Origin of the sequence: Nocardia aurantiaca (assembly GCF_009708175.1) — a bacterium.
Taxonomy (GTDB): domain Bacteria; phylum Actinomycetota; class Actinomycetes; order Mycobacteriales; family Mycobacteriaceae; genus Nocardia; species Nocardia aurantiaca.
The window spans coordinates 567,344-592,644 of record NZ_WMBB01000001.1 but is presented as its reverse complement, the minus strand read 5'-3'; the positions used below and the strand labels follow the sequence as shown (position 1 = coordinate 592,644).

General features: G+C 69.8%; 22 protein-coding genes. 5 read left to right on the top strand and 17 right to left on the bottom strand.

Annotated features, from left to right (window positions below):
- Positions 1-80: 80 nt before the first annotated feature.
- A complete protein-coding gene (gene groES, locus GLP40_RS02440) occupies positions 81-383 on the bottom strand; it encodes a co-chaperone GroES (RefSeq protein WP_328289579.1) in 303 nt (100 codons plus the stop codon).
- 756 nt (positions 384-1,139) lie between these two features.
- On the opposite strand from groES, the gene GLP40_RS02435 reads away from it, so the two are divergent.
- Positions 1,140-2,585 (top strand): Hsp70 family protein, encoded by a 1,446-nt coding sequence (locus GLP40_RS02435; RefSeq protein ID WP_154786118.1) that lies wholly within the window; start codon positions 1,140-1,142, stop codon positions 2,583-2,585.
- A gap of 285 nt (positions 2,586-2,870) precedes the next feature.
- Here the strand turns inward: GLP40_RS02435 and tsaD are convergent, their stop codons facing one another.
- The 6 genes from tsaD to dapA form a co-directional block, all read right to left on the bottom strand.
- Entirely contained in the window at positions 2,871-3,902 is a 1,032-nt protein-coding gene (tsaD, locus tag GLP40_RS02430) for a tRNA (adenosine(37)-N6)-threonylcarbamoyltransferase complex transferase subunit TsaD (RefSeq protein ID WP_154786117.1), read from the bottom strand.
- Positions 3,899-4,408 carry a ribosomal protein S18-alanine N-acetyltransferase gene (rimI, locus tag GLP40_RS02425; RefSeq protein WP_154786116.1) on the bottom strand — a complete coding sequence of 170 codons (510 nt, stop codon included), beginning with the start codon at positions 4,406-4,408 and terminating at the stop codon, positions 3,899-3,901. Before rimI ends, tsaD begins: the two co-directional genes overlap by 4 nt.
- Complete coding sequence (gene tsaB / locus GLP40_RS02420) at positions 4,405-5,115, bottom strand: tRNA (adenosine(37)-N6)-threonylcarbamoyltransferase complex dimerization subunit type 1 TsaB (protein ID WP_154786115.1); 711 nt, start codon at positions 5,113-5,115, stop codon at positions 4,405-4,407. The genes rimI and tsaB overlap by 4 nt, the downstream gene beginning before the upstream one ends.
- A 186-nt stretch (positions 5,116-5,301) precedes the next feature.
- Complete coding sequence (tsaE, locus tag GLP40_RS02415; RefSeq protein WP_154786373.1) at positions 5,302-5,733, bottom strand: tRNA (adenosine(37)-N6)-threonylcarbamoyltransferase complex ATPase subunit type 1 TsaE; 432 nt, start codon at positions 5,731-5,733, stop codon at positions 5,302-5,304.
- 11 nt (positions 5,734-5,744) lie between these two features.
- Positions 5,745-6,881 carry an alanine racemase gene (gene alr / locus GLP40_RS02410; RefSeq protein WP_328289578.1) on the bottom strand — a complete coding sequence of 379 codons (1,137 nt, stop codon included), beginning with the start codon at positions 6,879-6,881 and terminating at the stop codon, positions 5,745-5,747.
- A 114-nt stretch (positions 6,882-6,995) separates the two neighbouring features.
- Complete coding sequence (gene dapA / locus GLP40_RS02405; protein ID WP_154786114.1) at positions 6,996-7,901, bottom strand: 4-hydroxy-tetrahydrodipicolinate synthase; 906 nt, start codon at positions 7,899-7,901, stop codon at positions 6,996-6,998.
- Between the two features lie 70 nt (positions 7,902-7,971).
- Here dapA and GLP40_RS02400 point away from each other — a divergent pair, with 70 nt between their 5' ends.
- Positions 7,972-8,847: a LysR family transcriptional regulator gene (locus GLP40_RS02400; RefSeq protein ID WP_154786113.1), complete on the top strand. Its 876-nt coding sequence runs from the start codon at positions 7,972-7,974 to the stop codon at positions 8,845-8,847.
- A 248-nt stretch (positions 8,848-9,095) separates the two neighbouring features.
- Here GLP40_RS02400 and GLP40_RS02395 read toward each other — a convergent pair whose 3' ends face one another.
- Positions 9,096-10,625: an NAD(P)H-hydrate dehydratase gene (locus GLP40_RS02395; protein WP_328289630.1), complete on the bottom strand. Its 1,530-nt coding sequence runs from the start codon at positions 10,623-10,625 to the stop codon at positions 9,096-9,098.
- 136 nt (positions 10,626-10,761) lie between these two features.
- Here GLP40_RS02395 and GLP40_RS02390 point away from each other — a divergent pair, with 136 nt between their 5' ends.
- Positions 10,762-11,187: a plastocyanin/azurin family copper-binding protein gene (locus GLP40_RS02390; protein WP_154786111.1), complete on the top strand. Its 426-nt coding sequence runs from the start codon at positions 10,762-10,764 to the stop codon at positions 11,185-11,187.
- Between the two features lie 108 nt (positions 11,188-11,295).
- Here GLP40_RS02390 and glmS read toward each other — a convergent pair whose 3' ends face one another.
- Positions 11,296-13,164, bottom strand: coding sequence for a glutamine--fructose-6-phosphate transaminase (isomerizing) (gene glmS / locus GLP40_RS02385; RefSeq protein WP_154786110.1), 1,869 nt, complete (start codon positions 13,162-13,164; stop codon positions 11,296-11,298).
- A gap of 257 nt (positions 13,165-13,421) precedes the next feature.
- On the opposite strand from glmS, the gene GLP40_RS02380 reads away from it, so the two are divergent.
- The gene (locus GLP40_RS02380; RefSeq protein WP_328289577.1) at positions 13,422-14,285 is read left to right on the top strand and encodes a dienelactone hydrolase family protein; all 864 of its coding nucleotides are present in this window, start codon (positions 13,422-13,424) and stop codon (positions 14,283-14,285) included.
- A gap of 92 nt (positions 14,286-14,377) precedes the next feature.
- Here GLP40_RS02380 and GLP40_RS02375 read toward each other — a convergent pair whose 3' ends face one another.
- The 4 genes from GLP40_RS02375 to GLP40_RS02360 all read right to left on the bottom strand — a co-directional run bounded on the left by GLP40_RS02375 (position 14,378) and on the right by GLP40_RS02360 (position 17,444).
- Positions 14,378-16,276: a hypothetical protein gene (locus GLP40_RS02375; protein ID WP_154786109.1), complete on the bottom strand. Its 1,899-nt coding sequence runs from the start codon at positions 16,274-16,276 to the stop codon at positions 14,378-14,380.
- Complete coding sequence (locus tag GLP40_RS02370; RefSeq protein WP_154786108.1) at positions 16,273-16,593, bottom strand: hypothetical protein; 321 nt, start codon at positions 16,591-16,593, stop codon at positions 16,273-16,275. Before GLP40_RS02370 ends, GLP40_RS02375 begins: the two co-directional genes overlap by 4 nt.
- A gap of 45 nt (positions 16,594-16,638) precedes the next feature.
- The gene (locus GLP40_RS02365; protein WP_154786107.1) at positions 16,639-16,950 is read right to left on the bottom strand and encodes a DUF6802 family protein; all 312 of its coding nucleotides are present in this window, start codon (positions 16,948-16,950) and stop codon (positions 16,639-16,641) included.
- 287 nt (positions 16,951-17,237) lie between these two features.
- Complete coding sequence (locus GLP40_RS02360; protein WP_154786106.1) at positions 17,238-17,444, bottom strand: PspC domain-containing protein; 207 nt, start codon at positions 17,442-17,444, stop codon at positions 17,238-17,240.
- A gap of 116 nt (positions 17,445-17,560) precedes the next feature.
- Here GLP40_RS02360 and GLP40_RS02355 point away from each other — a divergent pair, with 116 nt between their 5' ends.
- Positions 17,561-19,216 (top strand): ABC-F family ATP-binding cassette domain-containing protein, encoded by a 1,656-nt coding sequence (locus GLP40_RS02355; RefSeq protein ID WP_328289576.1) that lies wholly within the window; start codon positions 17,561-17,563, stop codon positions 19,214-19,216.
- Positions 19,217-19,231: 15 nt separating this feature from the next.
- Here the strand turns inward: GLP40_RS02355 and glmM are convergent, their stop codons facing one another.
- From glmM to GLP40_RS33535, 4 genes are all read right to left on the bottom strand, one after another.
- A complete protein-coding gene (glmM, locus tag GLP40_RS02350) occupies positions 19,232-20,608 on the bottom strand; it encodes a phosphoglucosamine mutase (RefSeq protein WP_154786105.1) in 1,377 nt (458 codons plus the stop codon).
- Between the two features lie 231 nt (positions 20,609-20,839).
- Positions 20,840-21,355 (bottom strand): 30S ribosomal protein S9, encoded by a 516-nt coding sequence (gene rpsI / locus GLP40_RS34330; RefSeq protein ID WP_328289575.1) that lies wholly within the window; start codon positions 21,353-21,355, stop codon positions 20,840-20,842.
- The gene (gene rplM, locus GLP40_RS02340) at positions 21,352-21,795 is read right to left on the bottom strand and encodes a 50S ribosomal protein L13 (protein WP_326309446.1); all 444 of its coding nucleotides are present in this window, start codon (positions 21,793-21,795) and stop codon (positions 21,352-21,354) included. The genes rpsI and rplM overlap by 4 nt, the downstream gene beginning before the upstream one ends.
- Positions 21,796-22,642: 847 nt before the next feature.
- Complete coding sequence (locus GLP40_RS33535) at positions 22,643-25,264, bottom strand: hypothetical protein (protein ID WP_230329152.1); 2,622 nt, start codon at positions 25,262-25,264, stop codon at positions 22,643-22,645.
- Between the last annotated feature and the right edge of the window lie 37 nt (positions 25,265-25,301).

Sequence of the window (25,301 nt, the reverse complement as noted above, 5' to 3'; positions counted from 1 at the left end):
CGGGCCCCTGAGCACCCGGCAACGAAGCGTTTCAAGGGGTTTCAGGGGAAGCCCCTGAGAGCCCCGAGAGTTGGGTCTACCTACTTGGTGACGACGGCCAGCAGGTCGCGGGCCGACAGGATCAGGTACTCCAAGCCGTTGTACTTGATCTCGGTGCCGCCGTACTTGCTGTAGATGACGACGTCGCCTTCCTTGACGTCCAGCGGAATCCGCTTCTCGCCGTCCTCATCCCAGCGACCCGGGCCGACGGCGATGACGGTGCCCTCCTGGGGCTTCTCCTTCGCCGTGTCAGGGATGACCAGGCCGGAGGCGGTCGTCGTCTCGGCCTCGTTGGCCTGGACGAGGATCTTGTCCTCGAGCGGCTTGATGTTCACGCTCGCCACGTTGAGCCCTCCACTTTCAGGGGATTCTTCGCGCCCGGGGCTGTTCCCCGGACTCACGGTTTCGGTCATGTGTGACCCTGCGCAATCAGCCCCGTCGTCGCGGGTGCCGGGACCCCTGCTCAGTAGTCATCAAGCTGGCACCTCAGCACTAACCCAGTGCCACCTAGCACTCTATACATGTGAGTGCCAGCGCTCAAGGCACGGGGCTGCTACATGCCATCCGGTGTTCGCGGCCCGCCTCGGCCTGGACCGCGGCACGATCGACCTCCGTCCTGGAGTGGGGGAGCCAACGGCCGCACAGACCTGCGCCTCGAGGGAGGGAAGGCCGGGGGTACCGACGCTATGACCTGCGCCTTGGCCGCGCACTGCCCGGAACGTAGCGGAGCGCGAATCCAACACGACTCGCCGACACGACGGCCCGGGAATCTGAGGGCTTCCAAAGGAATCCGAAAATCTGTAACGTTCGGATAACGGATTGTGACACCATTGACGGCGGCCACGCGACGAGACCGAATCGGTCGTGTCACGTGCCCCGTCGAGAGTTACACAACTGCTTCACCACCGCGCGACAACCCGTGGGCGCGGGCTCGAGAAGAGAGCAAGACCGCAAGTGATCAGTGGCAGGTCCGGATGCCCCATCGGACGAGGGCCCGCCGCGATCCGTAGCTCGGAAACGTCCGCTACCCATTGGGCGCGTCCGGAGTCCGTTCGAGATGGTCGTCTCCACCCGGACCATCCGCTCGAAGGGAGGTGAACATGCGAACATCCCTAGGCATCTCGGCCGGGAGCGAGGTGGTGTGCTCGGCGACGGTCGCCACCGCGCCCAACGGAGCCCAGAACTTCGACTATCGGGTGGTGACGGCCGATACGGCCCATTCCGACCTGGGAGACCTGGTGGCGTCCTCGATCGAATTGATGACCACCCAGATTCCCCGCGACACTGTGCATCCGGTCGGCGCGTATCCGGTCGCTCGGACCAACGGCCACCCCGAACCCGAGTCGAGTGTGCCCGGAGACATCGCGGTCGCCTACCGGGATCGCGAACAGGCCCAGATCATCCGCTCCGCCATCGGCCGGCAACGGCACGGCGTCCAGCTGATCCCGGAGAGCACCGCGGCGCTGGCGTACCTGCGGCACACCGGCCTGCTGGACCGCTGGAACACGGTGGCGGTCATCGACATCGGGGCCACCGGCACCACCGTCACCGTGGCCGATCATGCCGACGACACCGTGCTGCGTTCCGAACGCACCACCGCCATCAGCGGCAATGCCATCGACGAGCTGATCCTGCAGCACCTGCTGGACTGCCACCTGTCCCGCCGCGGCATCCGGCCCAACCGGGGCATCCTGCTCAACCGCAGCCGGGCCGCCAAGGAGCACCTGTCGGTGGTTCCGGCGGTCACCATCGACCATGTCGCCGGGCAGCCGCTCAAGCTGACCCGGGTGGACTTCGAGGAAATCGTCGCCGATCTGCTGCGCGAACTGGCGGTGTTCTCACGTGCTGTGTTCGCGCGAGCGCCGAAGTTCCCGGAGGCGGTCGCGGTGATCGGCGGCGGCGCGAACGTGCCGATCATGGTGGTCGGGCTGGAGCGTCAGCTCGACGTGCCGGTCGTCACCGTGCCGGAGCCGGAGGCCGCGATCGCGAAAGGCGCGGCGCTGGTGGCGGATTCGACCACCCCGAGCACCACCTTCCCGGTGATCGCCCTGGGCTCGGACGCGCCGATCGGCACCTTCACCAAGCTGGCGGGCACGCTGGCCGGAGCGATCGTGGTGGTCGGCCTGATCGTCGGGTACGGGGTCAAGGAGTTCGTGGTCCCGGAGCCGCAGCAGACGCATTACTCGCCTTCCACCACCGGCCCGCAGCAGCCCACCACCCCTGCCACCTCGCCGCCGGGGACGTCCAACGGCTCCACCAGCCCGACGGCCACTCCGGGCCACCGCACCACGGCCGGCGTCCCGCCGACCCAAACCGGTTCGGCCACCGGCTCTCCCGTGGCCCCGAGCGGCACCGGGCAGCAGCCACCGCTGCGCCCGGACCCCGACCTACCACAGATCCCGTTCCCGGTGGATCTTCCCCGTCTTCTGGGCCCGCTCCTCGGCACCCCCCTGCCCGCCGACTTGGAGCCGCGCATCTCGGCCGCGCCGCGCACCCCCGCCGCTACCGCCTCCTCGGGGCTTGCGCGGACCGCTGAGAGCCGTTGACCGTCGCGCACTCGTGCCCGCGGTTGGGTGCCGAACCGATTTCGGACGTACCCGTGAGCTACCCCGACAATCGCGAAATCAGTTGTCGCGTCGGCATTCGCGGATGTCTCGACCGCTACTGAGCTCGAAGCCGTGAAATCGTTTCGTCATTCCGGCGTGCTTTCAGCCGGAATCCAGCCGAACCCGGTGTCGCTCGGAGAGTATGGATCCCGGCCGAGAACATGCCGGAATGGCCGAGTGTGACATCGCGCACGCGAGTTCGGTAAGGGCATCGCCCGCGAGCGTTCAGAGCAGGCTCGTGGAGACGGACAGGCCGGGGTCGGTGGCGACCGTGAGTTCGGAAGGCTGTGCGCCGCCGGCGATCACGTGTGCGCCGAAGGTGGCGATCATGACGCCGTTGTCGGTGCACAGGCGGGGCTTGGGGACGCGCAAGGTGATTCCCACGGCGGTGCAACGCTCTTCGGCCATCGAGCGGATGCGGGAATTGGCGGTGGCACCGCCGCCGAGCACGAGGGTGTCGACGCCGACGTCCTGAGCGGCCCGCACGGCCTTCATGGTGAGCACGTCGGCGACCGCCTCCTGGAATGAGGCGGCGATATCGCGGATGGGCAGCTCGCGGCCTTCCCGTTGCGCCGCTTCGACATAGCGGGCGACGGCGGTCTTGAGGCCGGAGAAGGAAAAGTCGTAGCGCGGGTCGCGGGGACCGGTCATGCCGCGGGGGAAGGCGATGGAGGCCGGATCGCCCTCGGTGGCAAGGGAATCCAGCACCGGGCCGCCCGGGTAGCCGAGGCCGAGCAGGCGGGCCACCTTGTCGAAGGCCTCGCCCGCGGCGTCGTCGACCGTGCTGCCCAACTCGGTGATGGGCTGGGCGAGATCGGTGACCTGCAGCAGATGGGTGTGCCCGCCGGACACCAGCAACGCGACCGCCGGGGGCATGGGGCCGTGCTCGAGAGTGTCCACGGCGACGTGCCCACCCAGATGATTGAGCGCGTAGAACGGGATATCCCAGGCCGCCGCATAGGCTTTCGCCGCCGCGACACCGACCAGCAGCGCGCCCGCGAGACCGGGGCCGATGGTGACGGCGAGGGCATCGGGCTTGCTGATGCCGGCCGTGGCGAGCGCCCGGCGCATGGCGGGCACGATCGCCTCGAGGTGTGCGCGCGAAGCGATTTCGGGCACCACGCCGCCGAAGCGGGCGTGCTGGTCCACGCTGGAGGCGACCTCGTCGGCGAGCAGTTCGCAGCTGCCGTCGGGCAGCCGACGCACGATGCCGACTCCCGTTTCGTCGCAGGAGCTTTCGATACCCATGACGATCATGACGAGACCTCGGCGTCGGTGGTGAATCCGTCCTGCGGGAAACCGGCCATGGCGGGACGGCGCATGGTGTACGCGTCGGCCCCGCTGGGCTGGTAGTAGTTCTTGCGCAAGCCGATGATGTGGAAGCCGTGCTTCTCGTACAGCGTGATGGCGGGCGCGTTGTCGGTGCGGACCTCGAGGAACACCGGTCCACCGCGGCGCCCGGCCTCCAGCAGCAACGCCTCCAGCAGCAGGGTGCCGATGCCGCGCCGGTGCTCGGCGGGATCCACGCCGATGGTGTGGACCTCGGCCTCCGGATGGTCGGCGGTGCCGAGCAGCGCGATGCCCGCGTAGCCGACCATGCGGCCGTCGGCGTCCCGCGCGGTGATGTAGCGGTTGTGCGGTCCGGCCAGCTCCGACAGGAACGAAACCTCATGCCAGGGATCGTCCTCGGGGAACAGCACCTGCTCGAGTTCGGCACATCGGGTGACGTCGGCAGGCCGCATCGGTTCGATGCGGATGGTCATCGGCCCACCTGCGCGTAATTCTTCTCGACCGCGTCCGGGCGGCGCAGGTACAACGGCACCAGCGGCGCGGGCACGGCGCCCGCGAGGATGTCGGCGGCCGCGCAGCGCACCAGGCCCGCGGGGGACGGCGTCTCCACCGGAAGCACCGGCAGATCGAAATAGTCGACGTGGGAAGCGGATCCGGCGATCAGCGTGGCGGCGGCCTGATCCAGATCGGCGGGCTTGCTCACCTCCGGCCCCTCGGCGCGCTCCAGCACCCGGCTTCCGGCGATGGCGCGGTAGCGCGCCCAGTACACCTCCCGGCGGCGGGCATCGGTGACGACCAGCAGCTCGATCGGGTCGGCGCTCTCGCGCAGATAGCTCTCGGTGTCGGCGGCGATGGCGTCGAGGCTGCACACCCCGTACACGGGCAGGCCCAGCGCGTCGCCGAACGCGGCCGCGGTGGCCATGCCGACGCGCAGTCCGGTGAACGGTCCGGGGCCGACGCCTGCCACGACCGCGCCGATATCGGCACGGGAGCACCCGGATTCGGCGAGGCAGGCCAGGATCTGCGGGGTCAGCACCTCATTGTGCGCGCGAGCGTCCACGGTCACCTTGGCGGTGATCGTGGTGATGCGCGGTGCGTTCGATCCGGGTTGCGCCGGTTCCAGTTCCACCAGTCCCGCTGTGACGGCGGGGGTCGCGGTGTCGACAGCCAATATCAGCATGATTGCCTTAACGATACTGTGTCTGATTGCCTCCGCTTCGATCCGGCGGGGTTCGCGGCCCTGGAGGTCTCGTTCTTCCCTCCTCCGATTCGCTCCCCCGCTCCACTCGGTCCAGAACGAGACGGGCCGCGAACCATTGCGCGAGGTTCCGCGTGCCGTGAGGAGCGGCACATCCGATCCGCAAAGTCAGTTCCCCGACACCCACTCCCATTCGGCGGTGCGCACATCGGACTCGGGCTCGCGGCGCAGTCGCACGCGCAGGTGGCGATCGGCCAGGTGTTCGGCCACGCCCAGGCCCCATTCCACGACCACCACGGCATGGTCGAGATCGGTGTCCAGATCGAGGGCGTCGAGCTCGTCGAGGTCACCGCCGAGGCGGTAGGCGTCCACGTGGACCAATGCCACCGCGCCCGGACGCGATCCGGCGCGATGCTGGCGGGCGATGATGAAAGTCGGTGAGCTGACCCGTCCTTCGACACCGAGCCCGGCGGCGATGCCGCGGGTGAGCGCGGTCTTGCCCGCGCCCAGCGGGCCGTCGAGGATGACCAGATCCCCGGCGTGCAGATGTTCGGCGAGCTCGCGGCCCAGCGCCTCGGTGTCCTCGACGGTGGCGAGCATGCGGTGATCGGTCACCGGTCGCCGCCGAGGTGGGTGCGGACGACGCGGCCGCGCGGGCCGCACACGATCTCGTAGTTGATGGTGCCGAGCGTGTCGGCCCACTCCTGGGCGCGTGGGTGACCGGGCTCACCGCCGAACAGAACCGCGGTGTCGCCCGCCACGACTCCGGCTTCGTTCTCGCCCAGATCCACCACGAACTGGTCCATGCACACCCGGCCGATCTGGGTGCGGCGCGCGCCGCCCAGCCACACCGAGAACCTGCCGCTGAGCGGGCGCGGTACGCCGTCGGCGTAGCCGGCCGGGATAAGGGCGACGGTGGTGTCGCGGTCGGCGATCCACTGGTGGCCGTAGGACACGCCCTCACCGGCGGCGACCCGCTTCACGCGGAGCACCCGGGCGCGGAAGGTCATGGCCGGGCGCAGGCCGAAGTCGGACAGTTCCGGGATCGGCGACAAGCCGTACACGGCGATGCCGGGGCGGACCATGTCGAACGCGAGGTCCGGACGGGTCAGTGCGGCAGCGGAATTCGCCAGGTGCGCCAGTTCCGGTTCCAGGCCGTGTTCCTTGGCGGTGGCGATGAAGTCGAGGAAGCGCTGGCGCTGCATGTCATTGGCCGGGTGCTGCGGCAGATCGGCCAGCGCGAGGTGGGAGAAGATCGCGCGGAAGCGGACCGTGCCATCGCCGACCAGTCGGCCGAGGAGGTCCAGGACCTCGGGGAACTCGGTGGCGGGAATGCCGTTGCGGTTGAGCCCGGTATCCACCTTGAGACTGACGGTGGCGGTGCGGCCGAGCTGTCGCGCCGCCGCCGCCACCGCCTCGAGCTGCACCAGCGCGGAGACGCCGATTTCGATCCCGGCGGTGATGGCGCTCACATAATCGGCGTCGGAGGTGTTGAGCCAGCACAGGATCGGCGCGGTGAGGCCCTCGGCCCGCAGGCGCACCGCCTCGTCGACCGTGGTGGTGCCGAGTTCCCGCGCGCCCGCCGCCAGGGCCGCCCGCGCCACCTCGGCCGCGCCGTGGTTGTACCCGTCCGCCTTGACCACGACCATGACCGCCGCGTCTGCGGCGTGCTCGGCCAGGATTCGCACGTTGTGGGCGATGGCGTCCAGGTCGACGAGGATTTCCACCTGTGGGTCGGGCTTGTTCACGCCCTCGATGCTAGGCCGCCTCCCCGAGCCTTCGGCGGGCGGCCGAGAGCCGTTGGCTGTTATGCACCCGTACCTCCGTTGGGTGCCGAACCGATTGTGGGCGTGCCCGGGGAGTTATCCGGCCCTCACCAGATCAGTTGTCGCCCTCGCGGCGGCGATCGCCGCTGACGCGGCGGACAACGACGCCTCTCCCGCCGGGAGGAGGGGCAGGCGCACGTTCGGGGTGGGGATGCGGCCCTGGGCCGCCAGAACAGCCTTGACGACAGCGGGGTTGGGCTCGGCGAAGAGGGCCGAGGCCAGGGGGGCCAGGCGGTTGCCGAGTTCGCGGCCACGGGCGAGATCGCCTGCGCGCCAGGCGGCGACCAGGTCCGCGTAGGCCGCGGGCGCGACATTGGCGCAGGCGAGGATCGCGCCCGCGGCGCCCAGGGCGAGCAGCGGGGCGGCGTAGAGGTCGTCGCCCGCGAGCACGGCGGTGCGCTCGGGAACGCGGGCCAGGAACGCGACGGTGGTGTCGTCGATGCCGCCCGCGGTGTATTTGAAGCCCGCGACATTCGGGAGTTCCGCCAGGCGGCAGAGGGTGTCGGCGCTGAGGGTGCGGGCCGTGCGGTAGGGGATGTGGTAGATCAGCACCGGCACCGGGCTGGCGGCGGCGAGCGTCCGGAAGTGTTCCACCACACCGTCTTCCGAGGGGCGGAGGTAGTACGGGACGACGGTGAGGGCGGCGGTGGCGCGCGGGTCGAGCGCGGTGAGGGCGCGCGCCGAGTCGAGGGTGGCGTAGGAGCCCGCACCGATGATGAGCGCGGCGTCGCGCTCGCGGCAGACGCGGGCGCAGATGTCGATGACCCGGGTCTGCTCATCCGCGGTGAGGGTGGCGGGTTCGCCGGTGGTGCCGAGGGCGACCAGGCCCGCCGCGCCCGCGTCGAGGACCTCATGGGCGAGCGCCTCGAGCGCGTCGGCGGCCACCTCGTCGGCGGCGGTGAAGGGCGTGACCAAGGGCACGTAGAGGCCGGTGAATGTCATATGACCAGCGTGATCGACAGCGTGCGTCAGGTCTATTTCACGTTTCTTCGCCCGAGCATAAGATCAGCTGATGCTGGATGTCCGTCGTCTGCGCCTGCTCCGCGAGCTCGCGCATCGCGGCACCATCGCCGCGGTCGCCGACGCCCTCACCTACACGCCCTCGGCGGTGTCCCAGCAGCTCACCGCGTTGGAACGCGAGGCGGGGGTGCCGCTGCTGGAGCGGACAGGGCGCAGCGTCACCCTCACTCCGGCCGCGCTGCGCCTGGTCGAGCACACCGAGACCATCCTGGCCGTGCTGGAGGAGGCGACCGCCGAACTCGCCTCCTGCCGAACCGAACTCACCGGCACCCTGCGTATCGGCGCGTTTCCGACAGCGGTCCACACCATCCTCTCGCCCGCGCTGGTCACCCTCAGTCGCGATCATCCCCTGCTGGAACTGCTTGTCACCGAGCTGGATCCGGCGGCCGCCCCGGCCGCGCTACGCGCCGAGACCCTGGACATCGCGCTGCTCCAGGAGTACGATCACGTGCCGCTCGCGCCGGAGCCCGGTCTCGACGCCGAGCCGCTGTTCGAGGAAACCGTCCACCTCGCCGCCCGCGAGCCCGGACCGCTTGCCGCGCATGCCGATTCGCCCTGGATCGCGGGCACGCCCGGCACCCTCTGCTACGAGATGACCGTCCGAGCCTGCCTCGCCGCCGGATTCACCCCGCGCATCCGCCACCACGCCGACGACTTCGGCACCGTCCTGGCACTGGTCGCCGCAGGCCAGGGCGTCGCGCTCGTCCCCGACCTGGGCGCACTCACAGTGCCCTCGGGCGTCATCCTGACCGCGCTGTCGGCCCACCGCCGCACCCACCTCGCCTACCGGCGCGGCACCGGCGCTCATCCGGTCGTCGCGGCCGCGCGCACCGCCCTCCGCGCCGCCGCCACCAACCCCGCCGAGTGAATTCCCGCGTATCGCACAGCGCGCGTCCGACGGCGGGCAGAAGCAGCTGGAGTCGGCTCTCAGCCACACCCCGGCATGCGCAACCTCTGGCCGCCAGGGCATGGCACGGGAGAATCGCATGCCCTATATGAAATGGACTTCACCGCAAGGTCTTCCATGACCTGGACTCCTCCCCCGGAATGCACCGTTTGGCCTCGGCGCGACACGCCGCCGGCGACACCGAATCCCGGGGCCCCCGCGGCGGAAGATCAGATGGCGAGCTCCCGGAGTGTGCCGATGGCCTCGCGAATGTGGGAGAGCAAGGGAGAGGCGGAGATCGGTGCACCGGCGGCGGTGCTGGCGTGGGCGGCCAGGTTGGCGGCGAGAGCGTGGACGCGGGCGGCGGCCGCTGCGGCCCAGGCCGGGTGCGAGCCGTGGGCCAGCAGGGCGGCGATAATGCCGGAGAGGACATCACCGGAACCGGCGGTGGCGGCCCAGGAACCGCCCGCCTCATTGACGAAGACGGGGCGGTCGGGGCCGGCGACCAGGGTGGCTCGCCCCTTCAAAAGGACTGTGACCTGCCAGGATTCGGCCAGTTTGCGGACGGCGGTGACACGGTCGAGGCCGGGTTCGGAGCCGGTTAGACGGGCGAACTCACCGGCGTGCGGAGTGAGGACGGTCGGGGCGCCGCGGCCCGTCACCAGGCTCGGGTCGGCGGCCAGCAGGGTGAGGCCGTCTGCGTCCACCACGACGGGGAGATCGGTGGCGAGGATTTCGGCGAGGCGATCTCGGGCTGCCGAGTCGGTGCCCGCGCCGGGTCCGAAGACCCAGGACTGGACACGGCCGGTGGCGGAGATGGATTCGGCGGCAATCACTTCCGGGAAGTGGGCGACGACCTGAGCCGCGCCGGTACCCGCGTAGCGGACCATGCCGGAGGTGGCGGTGATCGCGCCGCCGGTGCACAGTACGGCCGCACCCGGGTAGGTGGCGCTGCCCGCGCACACACCGGTGACGCCCTGGGTGTACTTGTCGTCGGACGGACCGGGAACAGGCCAGCCCGCACCGACCGTGTGCGGTTCCAGCGCAGCCAGATTCGCCATCGGCAGCCGTAATCCGATGGGTACCAATTCGGTTCGTCCGCAGTGCGGTGCGGCCAGGGCATGCACCGGCTTGTACGCACCGAAGGTAACGGTGACATCCGCGGTGACCGCGGGGCCGGTCACGGCCCCGGTATCCGGATCGACACCGCTGGGCAGGTCGACGGCGATGATCGGGCAGCGCACGCCCGCAACCACTTCGGCGGCCACCGGACGGAGCGGGCCCCGTCCCGAGATCCCGACGATGCCGTCCACGACGAGGTCCGGTTCGCCCAGCAGGTCGCGAACCGGCCTGGGCACGTCCCGGTTGCCGCGAACGCAGGGAAGCGTTCCCGGGGGCATCCGATCCGCCCGCAGTTCGTCCGGCGAGGCCGGCGCGCTCACGGCGCGGCCACCCGTGCGGCACAGCGCGGCCAGTCCCTGCGCGTGGGCCCGCTCGGGCGCGAGCAGCACCGCGCGCACCGCGACCCCGCGCCGGCGCAGGAACGATCCCGCCCACAGCGCGTCGCCGCCGTTGTCGCCGGAGCCGACCAGCAGGGTCACCGCGCGCCCGGCCACGCCGCCGGTGCGTTCCCGCAGTTCCCGCGCCACCACATCGGCGAGACCGAAGGCGGCCCGCCGCATGGGCATTCCGTGGGGCACCCGGGTGAAGAGTTCGGCCTCGGCCGCCCGGATCTCGTCGACCGTGTAGTACGCGCGCACCGCGGGTGCGGTCATGGTTCGCCTCCCGGATCTGGATTGCCTGCGCTTGTGGAGACTACGCTGGTCGGATCGCGACGCAGGTCAGCGCGGGTGCCCACGAGTGGCCCGTCATCGGCGGGGGACTAACCTGGCTGGCATGTCGATCCGTCGCCAGTCGTCCTCGCGTGCCCTGCTTCTCGTCGCCGTCGTGGCGGGAGCGCTAGCGGCCGGGGGCTGCTCGTCGGACCACTCGAACACCGCGGCCACCGGTACGTCGGCTCCGGCGGCCACGTCGAGCGCCGCCGCCTCGACCGGTCCGGTCGCGCCCGCCGCGGTCACGATCGAGGTGAAGGACATGGCGTTCTCCCCCGCCGACGTCACCGTCAAGGCCGGGGACACCGTGACCTGGAAGTTCGAGGACAAGGCCCCGCACGCCGTACAGGGCATCGGCGACGTGGCGCTGGGCATCAATAGTCCGATCATCCACAAGGGCGAATGGAGCCACACCTTCACCACGGCCGGCACCTACCGCTACCTGTGCCCGCTGCACCCGGATATGAAGGGCACCGTCACCGTGCAGTGATCAACGTCATCCCGGCATGCTCGGGGCCGAGATCCACTGCCGACCGAGTGGATTCCAGCCACGTGCGCGCTGGAGTGACGGGGCGAATCTTCGACCGGACGCTCGGAGCTATTCGACCGTGACGGACTTCGCGAGATTCCGCGGCTTGTCCACGTCGTAGCCACGGGCCTGTGCCACCTCGGCGGCGAAGATCTGAAGTGGCACGGTGGACAGCAACGGCTGGTACAGCGTTGGGGCCGAGGGGATTTCGATCAGGTGGTCGGCGAACGGCCGCACGGTGTCATCGCCGTCCTCGGCGATGACGATGGTGCGCGCGCCGCGCGCCTGGATCTCGCGGATATTGCTGAGCAGCTTGGAGTGCAGGACCGCGCGGCCCTTCGCGGACGGCATGACCACGAAGACCGGAAGTCCGTCCTCGATGAGCGCGATCGGGCCGTGCTTGAGTTCGCCCGCCGCGAAGCCCTCGGCGTGCATGTACGCCAATTCCTTGAGCTTCAGGGCACCCTCGAGGGCGACCGGGTAGCCGACGTGGCGACCCAGGAACAGCACGGTGGGCACGTGCGCGAACCGCCGGGCGATCTCACGCACCCGATCGCCCGACTCCAGCACCTGGGCAACGAGTTTCGGCATGGACTCCAGCTGCGCGAACTCGCGCGCCACCTCGTCCGGGTACTTGGTGCCGCGCGCCTGGGCCAGCGCCAGGCCGACCAGGTAGTTGGCGGTGATCTGGGCCAGGAACGCCTTGGTGGAGGCTACGCCGATCTCCGGCCCGGTGCGGGTGTAGAGGACGGCGTCGGATTCGCGCGGGATCTGCGCGCCATTGGTGTTGCAGATGGCCAGCACTCGCGCCTTCTGCTCCTTGGCGTGGCGCACGGCCTCCAGGGTGTCGGCGGTCTCGCCGGACTGCGAGATGGCGACCACCAGGGTGGAGCGGTCCAGAACCGGGTCGCGGTAACGGAATTCGCTGGCGAGCTCGACCTCGACGGGCAGGCGGGTCCAGTGCTCGATGGCGTATTTGGCCAGCAGGCCCGCGTGATACGAACTGCCGCAGGCCACTACGAAGACCTTGTCGAACTCGCGCAGCTCCTGATCGGCCAGCCGCTGCTCGTCGAGAATGATGCGGCCGCCCGCGTAGTGGCCGATGAGGGTGTCGGCGACGCCGGCGGGCTGCTCCTGAATCTCCTTGAGCATGAAATAGTCGTGGCCGCCCTTCTCAGCGGCGGCCAGATCCCAATCGATGGTGAACGGGCGGATCCGGACGCCGTCGGTCCGACCGGCGAAGTCAGTGACCCGGTAGCCGTCGGCGGTGATGACCACAGCCTGGTCCTGGCCGAGTTCCACCGCCTCCCGGGTGTGTTCGATGAAGGCGGTCACATCGGAGGCGATGAACATCTCTCCCCGGCCGACACCCACCACCAGCGGGGTGGAGCGACGGGCGGCCACGATGGTGCCCGGGTGGTCGGCGTGCGAGAAGACCAGCGTGAACGCGCCTTCCAGACGGCGCACCACGGCGAGCACGGAGGCGACGAAATCACCCGCGGTGTCCCCGGCCGCATAGGCGCGAGCCACCAGGTGCACCGCCACCTCGGTGTCGGTGTCGCTACCCAGCTCGACCCCGGCCTCTTCCAGCTCGCGGCGCAGCGGGGCGAAGTTCTCGATGATGCCGTTGTGCACCACCGCGACCCGCCCGGTGTGATCGCGATGCGGATGGGCATTGCGGTCGGTCGGCGCGCCGTGCGTGGCCCAGCGGGTGTGGCCCATGCCGGTGGCCCCGGCGAAGCGCTCCCGTCCGGTCTCGGCGAGCTCCGCCTCCAGATTGGCCAGACGCCCCGCCTTGCGCTCCACCGCGAGGCCGCCCGCGCCGTCCAGGATCGCCACTCCCGCGGAGTCGTAGCCTCGATATTCCATGCGGCGCAACGCATCGACCACCACGCCGAGCGCATCCCGGTACCCCACATACCCCACGATTCCGCACATGGGCCACAAGCCTAGCTGTATCCGATTTGCCCGCTGCTCCGGTCGGGTTCGCGGCGCTGGAGGTCTCGATCGTCCCTCCTGCGCTCCTCCGAGGCGCGGGTCTATGAAGCCGTTCACGCCCCCGCCCCCCAGTCGGAGGTGCAAGGCGGAGGTCTATCGAGCCGCGGTCCAGAACGAGCGCTCCACAGACCTGCGCTTGGGCCGCGAACCTCGTGCGCTTGAAGCATCTCGGGCCATTACCGACTAAGTTCATCACCGTGTCGGCGTCTGTGAAATCGCTTCTGAGCACTCTGACCCTGCGCGGCCCGCATGAGGTGCTGCGCGGGAATCTCGGCATCGCCGGGCTGCCGGGCGTGGTGTACACGCCCGGGAAGGGACTCAATCTGCCCGCGGTGGCGTTCGGGCACGGGTGGCTGACCGGGGTGGGCAACTACCGCCGGCTGCTGGAGCATCTGGCCTCCTGGGGCTATGTCGCCGCGGCGCCCGACACCGAGCGCGGACCCATCCCCTCACACCTGAACCTGGCCACGGATCTGCTGACCACTCTGGACATCTGCACCGGGGTACGGCTGGGCGCGGGCAACGTCAGCGTGCACCCCGACAAACTGACCCTGGCCGGGCACGGCATGGGGGCGGGCGCGGCCGTCATCGCCGCCTCCCAGCGCGAGGTCGCCGCCATCGCGGCGCTGTACCCCTCGCCCACCGCCCCGTCCGCCGAGGCGCTGGCCCCCACCATCGACGCGCCCGCCCTGATCCTGGCCGGCGCCACCGATATCGACTCGGTCAGCTCCGATGCCATCCCCCTGGCCGCCGCCTGGGGCGAGGGCGCGATCCTGCGCTCCCTCGACAAGGCCGGTCACAACGGCATGATCGAGGGCCGCCGCGCCCTGGCCGCCCTCGGCGCGGGCAAGCACGAGCCCAAGACCGAACGCCTCACCCGGGCCCTGCTCGTGGGCTACCTCAACTACACCGTCCTCGGCGACAAGAAGTACAAGCCCTTCGCCGACCCCGAGGCCGCGCTCCCCCACACCCAACTGGTGGACCCGCACGCCATCGAGGAAGAGCCCGAACAGCCCCAGAAGCTCCCGGTCCTCCAACTCATCCAGGCCCTGCGCAAGTAACCCGATACCGACCACGAGCACAGAGCAGTCGCCGGCCGTCGTGCCCGCAGCCCCGCGCCGCCCACATTGCACGCGGTCAACCAGAGTGGCCACTACGGCACGACAAGATCTGTGGTCTCAGGGATTTCGACACCTCCCTCCGGGATCTCCATCCGCGCACCGGGTTCCGCCAATGACGGAGGGGGGTCGGTGAGCGGCGACGCGGGGTTTTCGAGCGGTTGCGCGGGCGCTCCCAAGTATTGGTCCGGCGCGGTCGGGGTCGGCGGCGGGCAAGCGCCAACGACCTGTTCCGGAGGAGATGACTGGGCACAGTTCGGCAGCGCCCTGTGTTCGAGAGTGGGTGGCGACGCCGGAACATCCGGCGGCGCAGCCAGATCCGGTACGCGGTCCGGGCAGGCGTCCGGCGTCGGAGCGGCCGAGGCGTCCGGAACGGCGCAGGTGAGGGGCGCACAATCGGGTTGGACGGGCGCGCCCGGCGCGGGCCCGGAAGCCTCGCCGGGCTCCATGGGCCGGGTGTCCTCCGACGTACCGTTCGTTCCGCCGCCGTCCGCCGTGGGCGGCGTGTCTGTCGAGCTGGGCGGAGACTGTTGGGGCGCGCCGTCACCCGCGGGCGCGACGGGACCGTGTGCCGGGTCATCTGTGGTGAGAACCGGATCTCCGTTCTGATCGAAAGACAGCGCGTAGGTGTGAGTTCGGCCTGATTCGTCGGTGACGGCAACGGTCACGTCGCCTTCCGAGGTGCGCTCGAGGAGGAGATGCTTTCCGGCGAAATCGAATTCGAGTCGGCCGGACGTCAGGACCGAGTCGGCTGATCGGTCCGGCCGGCGCCTGGAATCGAGAGGGCCATCGGGGTCTTCGATCGTGGGTGAAGTCTGGCCGGTCAGGGCGCCGAATTTCTCTATGGTGGCGGAAATGCCCTGTTGAAGACTGGTTTCAAGTTGGTCGAGGGCAGCCTTCACTGTACGGCCGAGCTGGTCGGATGGAGATTGGGCCATGTCAGTTGCCGCAGGGGAAGCAGCTTGTTCCGTGGCGGCGGCCGGTTCGGTGGAGACGGCGTGGTCGGGCACAGCTTCCGGCGCACCGCCAGCGGGTTGGCTTCGGCCTTGCGGCTGAGCCCGAAGCGGCTCGGACGCACCTGGCGATTCGGTGGGTGTCGGCGAGTGAGCGGGCGCGACGACGGGCTGCTGCGATGGCTGAGGCTGCACCGTGGGAGCCTGCGATACCGCGGGGTAGGACTGCGGAGCCGGAAGGGGTTGGGGGGTGGGAGGACTCGGCATCGGGTTCACATCGGGTTGGGGCAGCAGAGCCTGGGCCGGTTGGGGGTACGGGTGGTCGATGACCTGGGCCAGGGCCGTAATGATGGTGCGGTAGTGGGATTCGAAGGTCTCGTCGGTGGCGTCGCATGTCGCGGTGAAGGCCGCGAGTTTGTGATCGACGTCGGCCCGGAACGTGCCGGTCAGCCACGGGTCGGTGGCGCCGAGAGCCTCGATGTCGTCGGGGGTTCTGCCGTCGATGACGACGCGGCCCGCACCGTCCGCGGTTGATTCGAGCAGGGCGAGGGTGTGCTCGGCCTTGGCGAGGACAGATCGGCGGAGTGGGTCCAGGGCGGCGGCCATGGCGGTGGAGGCGGCACGGATGGTGTCGAGATCGTCCCGAGCCTGGCGCAGTTGGGAATTCACGATCGTCAGCGCCTCGGTGCCGGTAACGCCGGTCCAGGCGGTGGGCAGGGTCTGCGCCACCGACCGATGGGACGACCAGCGCGCCTCGGCCTCGTCGAGTGCCTTGCCGAGTTCGGTTCGGGCGGTGTCGAAGTCGGCGAGCTTCGTACCGCGCTGCTCGTCATAGCGGGCGTAGAGGTCGGCGAGGACGACACCCCGCGGTGCACCGAACGCTTCGGTGTACAGGGGCAGGAAGTGCTCCCAGTACTGCAGTCCCGGCGCACCATAGTCGAGGATCTGGTCGACGGTCTTACCGTTCGGGTCGAAGCTCATCGCCCCACCCCGGTGAGGGCGGTGGCGTGGGCGTGGTCGAGACGCGCGTATTCGGTGGCGGCACGGTCGAATACGTCGGCGGTGGCGGCCGCGGCCGCGCCCCAGTAGCGCAGGCAGGCGGCCGCGCGCTCGAAGCCCTGGTGCATGGCTGTGCCCTGCGCGGCATAGTTGCGCCCGGCCTGGTCGTTGCCGATGCCGAAGGCGTGATCGCCGACCGCACGAGCGCGCTGCCCCAGGCTCGCCGCATTGTCGCGCAAGGTGGTGGCCGCGGCGTGCAGGGCCGCGATGCGCACGCCGAAATCATCGGATTCCCCCATTGGTCCCCCTCGAATCCCAGTGCCGTGAAAACCCCCGCGCCCCGGCTATTTGCCGCCGAGATGTCCTACGTCCATGCGCACCCACTCGGTGGTGCCGTCCGGATTGTGGTGGAACTCCCAGGCCGCGAAGTCCCCGTCGCTGTCCACCACGGTCACATGATCGGCGAAGCCGTCGTGATCCAGATCCGTCCACACCTGCATGGCGTGATCGGTGGTGGTGGTCACCGTGTCCAGTAGGCCATCTCCGTCGAGATCCTGCGTGGGGTGCGATAATTCCACCCCACCGAGCGCACCCAGTTCCGAATGCGCGTCGAAACCCGGCAGATCCAGACCCGGCAGATCACCCGATGTGACCATGATGTGCGCTCCTCCGTAGTGACGTGGCTCTCATCCTGTCACTCCGGGAGACGCTGTGCAGCACCTTGATTCGGATTGTGGATAACTTCGGCGCATGTGAATACCGCACGTTCCGCGCGTGCTCGATGGATTCGCTACAGCACAAGGTCTTCGAGAGGTCCCAGGGAACTAGCCGCTGGGAGAAGATACCCATCTCGGGGTGGTCTTTACCGATCCCCTCACGGTCGATGGGACCGGAACGATCTACGTCGGCGACGACGGGAAGGTCGTGAAATTCGGCCACTGACTCACTTCTTCGGAATGACGATCCACAGGGCGATGTAGATGAGGAACTGGGGACCCGGGAGCAGGCAGGACAGGACGAACAGGGCGCGGATGAGATTGGCGTTCCAGCCGAAGTATTCGGCGAGGCCGCCGCAGACGCCGCCGATCCACTTGTCATCGGCCGAGCGCGTCAGGCGCTTGGGGGCGGGGTTCGGAAACTCTGTGGTCATGTCTCCACTGTGCCGAATTCGATCTCCGCGCACATCGGTCCCACGCCCCATACCGACCCTGAACTTTCCGAGGGCCGGAGTCAGGGTGCCACCCTGAACACGGCAGAATCGCCCCGGTGAGCACCACTCTGCATGCGCGCGGCCTGGCCGCCGGACACGGCGAGCGGATCCTGTTCTCCGACCTGGACCTGGTCCTCGCCCCGGGCGATGTGATCGGGCTGGTCGGCGTGAACGGGGCCGGGAAGTCCACCCTGCTGCGCATGCTCGCCGACGGACGCGCCCCCGAGGGCGAGATCGTGCTGAGCCCGCCCGACGCCACGGTCGGCTACCTGGCCCAGGAACCCGAGCGCGTCGCGGGCGAGACCGTGCTCGAATTCCTGCGTCGGCGCACCGGTGTGGGGGCCGCCCAGCAGACCATGGACGCGGCCGCCGAACGCCTGGCCGACGGCGGCGACGATGACTACTCCCCCGCCCTGGAGCGCTGGCTCGCCCTCGGCGGCGCGGACCTGGAGCAGCGCGCCGAGGAGGTGGCCGCCGATCTCGGTCTGGCCGCGAGCCTCCCGCACGGCCTCGACACCCCGATGACCGTGCTCTCCGGCGGCCAGGCCGCGCGTGCCGGTCTGGCCTCGGTCCTGTTGTCCCGCTTCGACATCCTGCTGCTCGACGAGCCCACCAATGACCTCGACCTGGACGGGCTGGCCCGGCTCGAACAGTTCGTGACCGGCGTCCGCGAGCCCCTCATGGTGATCAGCCACGACCGGGAGTTCCTGGCGCGCACCGTGAATCGCATCGTGGAGCTGGACCTGGCCCAGCAACAGGTCGGCGTCTACGACGGCGGCTACGAGTCCTACCTCGAGGAGCGGGAGATCGCCCGCCGTCACGCCCGCGAGGCCTACGACGAGTACGCCGACACCAAGGCCGGGCTCGAGGCCCGCGCCGGCATGCAGCGCAACTGGATGGAGCACGGCGTCCGCAATGCCCGGCGCAAGGCGCGGGATCCGCGAAAGCTCGACTCCGACAAGGCCGGTCGCAAGATGCGCGCCGAGTCCACCGAGAAGCAGGCGTCCAAGATCAAGCAGACGCTCAAGCGCATCGAACGTCTGGACTCGGTGGAGGAACCGCGCAAGGAGTGGGAGCTGCGCATGTCCATCGCCGCCGCGCCACGCAGCGGGTCGGTGGTGGCCACCCTGTCCGGCGCGATCGTGAGCCGCGGCGAGTTCACTTTGGGACCCGTGACGGTGCAGGTGGATTGGGGTGACCGCATCGTGCTCACCGGCGCGAACGGCTCCGGCAAGTCCACGCTGTTGTCCCTGCTGCTGGGAAAGACGCGGCCGGACAGCGGATCCTCCGCTCTCGGCTCGGGCGTCGCCATCGGCGAGGTCGACCAGGCGCGTGGACTCTTCCGCGGTAACGCCACCCTGGCCGACACTTTCAGCGCCGAGGTGCCGGACTGGAACGAATCCGACGTTCGCACCCTGCTCGCGAAATTCGGCCTGCGCGGCCCACATGTGCTGCGCCCCAACGACACCCTGTCCCCCGGTGAGCGCACCCGCGCGGCGCTGGCGCTGTTGCAGGCGCGCGGAGTGAACCTGCTCGTCCTCGACGAGCCCACCAACCACTTGGATCTGCCCGCCATCGAGCAGTTGGAACAGGCGGTCGAATCCTTCGAGGGCACAGTCCTGCTGGTGACACACGACCGCCGCATGCTCGACAATGTCCGGGCCACCCGCCGCTGGCACATGGACGGCGGGCGGCTCAGCGAGCGACAGTAGGACCGCACGGGGGTCCTAGACGTCGGCCACCAGCTTGGCCAGATTGTCGGCCAGGTAATGCGCCTGGGCGGGGTCGGTCGCCTCCACCATGACGCGGACCAGCTGTTCGGTTCCGCTGGGGCGCAGCAGGATTCGGCCGGTCGTGCCCAGCAGGCGCTCCCCTTCGGCGACCGCCTCCAGCACCGACGGCGCGACCGCGACGGCGGCCTTGTCCGACACCGGGACATTCACCAGCACCTGGGGGACCGTCGTGACGATGCTCGCCAGTTCCGCCAGGCTCCGGCCGGTTTCGGCCATGCGGGCCATCAGCTTCAGGCCGGTCAGGACGCCGTCGCCGGTCGTGCCGTACCGGGGGAAGACCACGTGGCCGGACTGCTCGCCGCCCAGGGTGTAGCCGCCCGCGCGCAGGTCCTCGAGGACATAGCGGTCGCCGACGGCGGTGGTGCGCACCGTGATTCCGGCCTCGCGCATGGCGATGTGCAGGCCGAGGTTGCTCATGACGGTGGCGACCAGGGTGTTCTGCACGAGTTCGCCGGAGTCGCGCATGGCCAGGGCGAGGATGGCCATGATGGCGTCGCCGTCGACCACCGCGCCGGTGGCGTCCACGGCCAGGCAGCGGTCGGCGTCGCCGTCGTGGGCGAGACCGAGGTCGGCGCCGTGCTCGCGGACGGCGCGCTGGATCTGCTCCAGATGCGTGGAACCGCAGCCGTCGTTGATGTTCAGGCCGTCGGGTTCGGCATTGATGGCGATGACGGTCGCGCCCGCCTCGCGGTAGGCGGTGGGACCGACCTCGGAGGCCGCGCCGTGCGCGCAGTCCACCACCACGGTGAGCCCGCGCAGATCGCGGCCGGTGGCCTGGACCAGGTGCTCGACGTAGCGCTCGTGGGTGCCCTCGAGGCTGTACCGGTCGTATACGTCGAAGACGTGCCCGCCCAGTCCGGGACGGCCGAGCACGCGGCCGATTCCGGCGCCGGTGGGCCGGGTGTAGGTCCCCTCGGCGATGAGCGCCTCGATGCGGTCCTCGACGGTGTCGTCCAGCTTGTGCCCGCCCGCGGCGAAGATCTTGATGCCGTTGTCCGGCATGGGATTGTGCGAGGCGGAGATCATGACGCCCAGGCAGGCGTCGTACAGGCCGGTCAGGTAGGCGACGGCGGGTGTCGGCAGGATGCCGACCGACAGCACGTCCACCCCCGCGGAGGTCAGGCCCGCGGTGACCGCGGCCTCCAGCATCTCGCCGCTGGCGCGCGGGTCACGTCCCACGACGGCCAGCGCACGCTTCTTCCCCCGACTCAAGACCTGCGCGGCCGCGGCCGAAACCCGCAGCGCCAGTTCGGGGCTCAGCGACTCATTGGCGAGTCCGCGTACGCCGTCGGTGCCGAACAAACGTCCCATTAACCTCAACACCCCTGCTGGTCGGTCGATACAGCACGAGAGCAGGCTTCCGGCCCTCTCCTGGGCTCTCTCGCACCGTAGCCGCGTTCCGCGGCGGAGTGCGTCCAGGAAGGAAGGGGCAACAGTCGCGTAGACCGTTGCGGGGAGCCTGCTCTCGTACAGGTTGCCGTGTAAACCGTACCGTGCCCGGCCCTCGCGAGAGCCGGGCACGGTAGAGCCATACGGCGCAAATCAGCGCTTCGAGTACTGAGGCGCCTTGCGGGCCTTCTTGAGGCCGTACTTCTTACGCTCGGTGGCACGCGGATCACGGGTCAGGAAGCCGGCACGCTTGAGGGCGGGACGGTCATCCGGGGTGACCTCGATGAGGGCACGCGCGATGGCGAGGCGCAGGGCGCCGGCCTGACCGGACGGGCCGCCGCCAACCAGGCGTGCGTGCACGTCGAAGGTCTCGGTGCGCTCGACGGTGACCAGCGGGGACTTCACCAGCTGCTGGTGCACCTTGTTGGGAAAGTAGTCCTCGATGGTGCGGCCGTTCAGCACGAAGTTGCCGGAACCCGGCACCAGGCGAACGCGGACCACAGCCTCCTTGCGGCGGCCGACGGTCTGCACCGGACGGTCGATGACGACCGGGGCGGCGAAGGTCTCGGTGTACTCGGCCTCGGCCTCGTAACCGTCACCTTCCTCGACGACCTCCGCGGCCGTGTCCTCGACGACGTAGTCGTCGTTGAATTCCTCGGGAGCGGTCACTGGGCCACCTGCTTGATCTCGAAGGGGATGGGCTGCTGGGCGGCATGCGGGTGGTTCGGGCCCGCATAGACCTTCAGCTTGCGAATGATCTGGTTGCCCAGCTTGTTCTTCGGGATCATGCCCTTGACGGCACGCTCGACCAGACGGTCGGGGCGAGTGTCGAGGATCTGGCCCACGGTACGGCCCTTCAGACCACCCGGGTGACCGGAGTGGGTGTAGAGCACCTTGTCTTCGCGCTTGTTGCCGGAGACGGCGACCTTGTCGGCGTTGATGATGATGACGAAGTCGCCACCGTCAACGTTCGGGGCGTAGGTCGGCTTGGTCTTACCGCGCAGCAGGTTGGCAGCCTGCACGGAAAGACGGCCGAGCACTACGTCAGTGGCGTCGATGACGTACCACTTGCGGGTCACGTCACCGCCCTTGGGGCTGTACGTAGGCACAGTGCATCCCTGTCTGTCGTAGGTTTTGCCAGCCAAGCGTGACGGTCGAGCTGATCCCGGCGGCCGGTGGAGACCCGGGGCTCGCGCGACAACCGGTTGCCCGGCCGTACCGCACGCCAACGAGCAACCTTACCAGCGGGGGTCGGCGACCTTCGAATCCGGTCCCGGCGGTCCGAACGGCCCGGAATAACGAGTGGGCCACATCACACCGTAACCGGAATGGCCTCCTCCGGTACGGGCATTGTATTGGAGGACGGAGACCGTCGCGACGGTTGAGGAGCCGGACCTGCCAATGGAGGCCGCCATGGCGATAAGCATCCATCCGACGCCGCACGTGACGGCAGTGTCTCACCCGCATGCGGCGGCCATGCGCCGGATCCTGCTGACCGTGGTGACCGGCAGCCTCGTCTTCCTGATCCCGTGGATCGCCTATCTCTCGGTGAGCCTGCCCTCCGAGCGACAGGTGAGCCAGTGGGATATCGCCTGGGTGGGATTCGATTTCGCACTGGTCGGCGCCATCGGCATGACCGCGTGGACGGCCTGGCGGCGACGGCAGGTCTTCATTCCGTGGGCGATGATCACCGGGACGCTGCTGATCTGCGACGCGTGGTTCGACGTCGTCCTCGACTGGAACAGCCCGGATCTGTGGTTCGCACTGCTCTCGGCCGGCATCGGCGAATTGCCGTTGGCCGTGTTGCTGTTCTACGCGGCCCGGCGGCTGCTGCGGCTCACCATCGAACGCGCCTGGACGCTCACCGGGCATATCGGACCCGCGCCGCGGGTCTCCCGCGTCGAGCTGCTGACCATGACGAACTGGCTGCCGCTCGAGGACCTCGACGCGGACGGATCAGATGTGCAGGGGCGGGCCCGGATCGACGCCGCGCGCCGGACCGGGAATGGTATAGCGCAGGGTATCGATGCCGAAGCGCAGGCAGTCCGAGCTCTGTGGATCGCCGATATTGGCGATGCCCGGGTGCGGGAGGCCCGAGACGAACGGAGTCACCGCACAGGATTCATCGACCGGGAGTAGCCCCCCGCCGCCCACCTGAATCACGGTGTCGGAGGACAGGCTTGACGCGACCGGTTCGGCCTGTTGGTCCGAATTCCCGCCCATGAGAGACAGCGCCGCCGCGCCGACGATGATCGGCGCGCCGAAGGGTTTGCGCATCTTGTTCCACAGCTTGCCCTTGCGCTGTTTGCGCTCGCCTTCGGAGCCGGAGTCCGAATCCGACTGCCCAGCCGCATCTTCCGGCGTTTGCGGATTCGCCCCACGCGCCCCCGTCGACATCGGTCCACCGTACATCGCGCCGGGCTGACCAGGAGCATTTCCGCCGGATCCAGCAAAATTCCCGCGACCCGAATCGGACGGATCCCCCTCGGGCCCATAGGGACCGGACGAGTAACCGGCCTGTCCGTATCCGCTCTGCTGTCCGTAACCCGCCGAGCCGTATCCGCCATGCCCATACTGCCCGCCGACACCGGGCGCGGCGCCGTATTGACCGCCGCCGCCCGGCTGTGCGCCGCCCGGACCGTACCCGCCCTGAGCGCCCGCGTCGGAGCCGCGAGGATTCGCCGGACTGTAGCCCACGCCGCCCTGATAGCCGGAAGACCCTGCGCCCGCCCCGGATTGGCCGGATGGGTAGGAACCTCCCGGTCCGTACGTGCTGCTCTGCTGCCCACCCGGTTGGCCGTAGCCGGGCTGACCAGCTGCCTGGCCGTGTCCGCCCGACTGGCCGTAGCCGCCGGAACCGTACGCCCCGGCGGGCGCACCGCCCGAACCCTGTTGCGCGCCCGCGGAACCCGATCCATACCCGGCCTCGGCGGGCGTGCCCGACTGGCCGGACACCGCACCGCTCTGCTCACCCCGGCCCATGACCGCGGTCATCTGATCATCGGCTGGTGACCCTGGCGGCCGCATGAACCGGCCGCCCACACCCTCCAACCCGGGCGGCAGCGTCCCGCGTCCCCCGGCCACGGGCTGCGACCCGGAGGCCGGGCCCTCGGTGCCGCGTGGAACCCGTTGCCCCGCATCGTCACTCGGCGGCTGGACCGCGGCCGGGGCTTCGTGCCGGACGTGACCGGCCGCTCCCGCCTGCGCGGTCAGGTGCGCGGCTTGCTCGGCCGTCGTGCGCTGGGTGAGGCCGCCGGACCCGGTCGGCGACACCGCGCCGCCCTGCCCGCCCTGAGATGCGGACTCCTGCGGGGTGATTCGGCGGGTAATCCCCTCGACGGCCGGATCGACCGCGGGTTGCGGCCCCGTCCCGACCGACCGCGAGCCCTGTGCCGCGGCGGCGATGGCCGCGGCCTCATCGGCGGTCAGCCGACGCGTCCGGCCCGCCGAGTCGTCCCCGGCCGATGCCGCGGCGGTCGGATCGATCGCCGGCTGGGGGCCGGTGCCGCGCGCGGAACCCGGCCGCTGCGTGGCGGACTCTGGTGTGGGCGGTGAATCCATGTGCCGGGGAATCAATTCCGGCTGTTGGGCCAACGGCTCGGGCTGGCGCGCCAACGGCTGCCCGGCGGCCGGACCGCCGGTGACGTGGCGCGGTCCCTGCTCGACCGGACGCGAATCCACGCCGCCCGCCGACGGCTGTGCCGCACCCGAGGCCTGCTGCGGCCGGTCGTAGGCCGGATCGCCTTCGCTGTCGGCGACCAGCAGGTGGGTCGCGCCGAGGACGAGGGCGTGCATGGGGTGGTCGGCGACCTGGAAGCGGTGGCCGAGGTGGTTCTGGAAGGCCAGGCGCAACGCGTCGTTGAAGCAGACATTGCCGGTGAGCAGCACGGTCGAGGTGTCGGCATTGATGGCGCGGGCCGCGGCCATCACCTCGATGACCACATTGTCGGCGGCGTGCGCCTCGTGCAGCGCCTCGGCGGTGATGGCCACGCTGACCGATTCGGTGGGTTGATCGTCATTGCCGTGCACGGCGACCACCAGGCATTCGCGGCCGTCGGAGTAGACGCCGACCGCGCCGACCCCCGGGCCGCGGCCGGGCGCGCGCACCAGGCCGAGAGCGCGCACATAGCCGGAGAGCGCCACCGATTCGGGCAGCGGTTCGGCGGGAACGCCGAGTTGCTCGACCAGGCGCACGAATTCGTCGACCTTGGGGTCTGGCCATTCGTCGGGGAAGGGCAGCGCGAGCACATCCGGCTGCGCCCCGCCCAGGTGGTCGACCACCGACGCCAGCGGATTGTGCATGCGGGCCCGGAAGACCAGTTCGGCGGGCCAGGTCGCCCCGGCCACCACGATCTGCGGGTGCCCGATGATGTCGCGCACATCGGAGATGGCGATGCCGACGTCGGGACGCCGGTCCACGCCGGCGGTGTGCAGCCGGCCGGACGAATCCGCCAGCAGGTATGCGGGCGGTGTGTATGTGCCTTCGACCTGGACCGGGCGGATGGGCGTACCGCCGCCACCGGCGGCCACCGACACCACGTCCCAGCCGAGATGCACTGCCCCAACTCGAGCCGTCACAGTCATCAGTCTGCCTGCTCGCCCCGCAGCGCGCGCG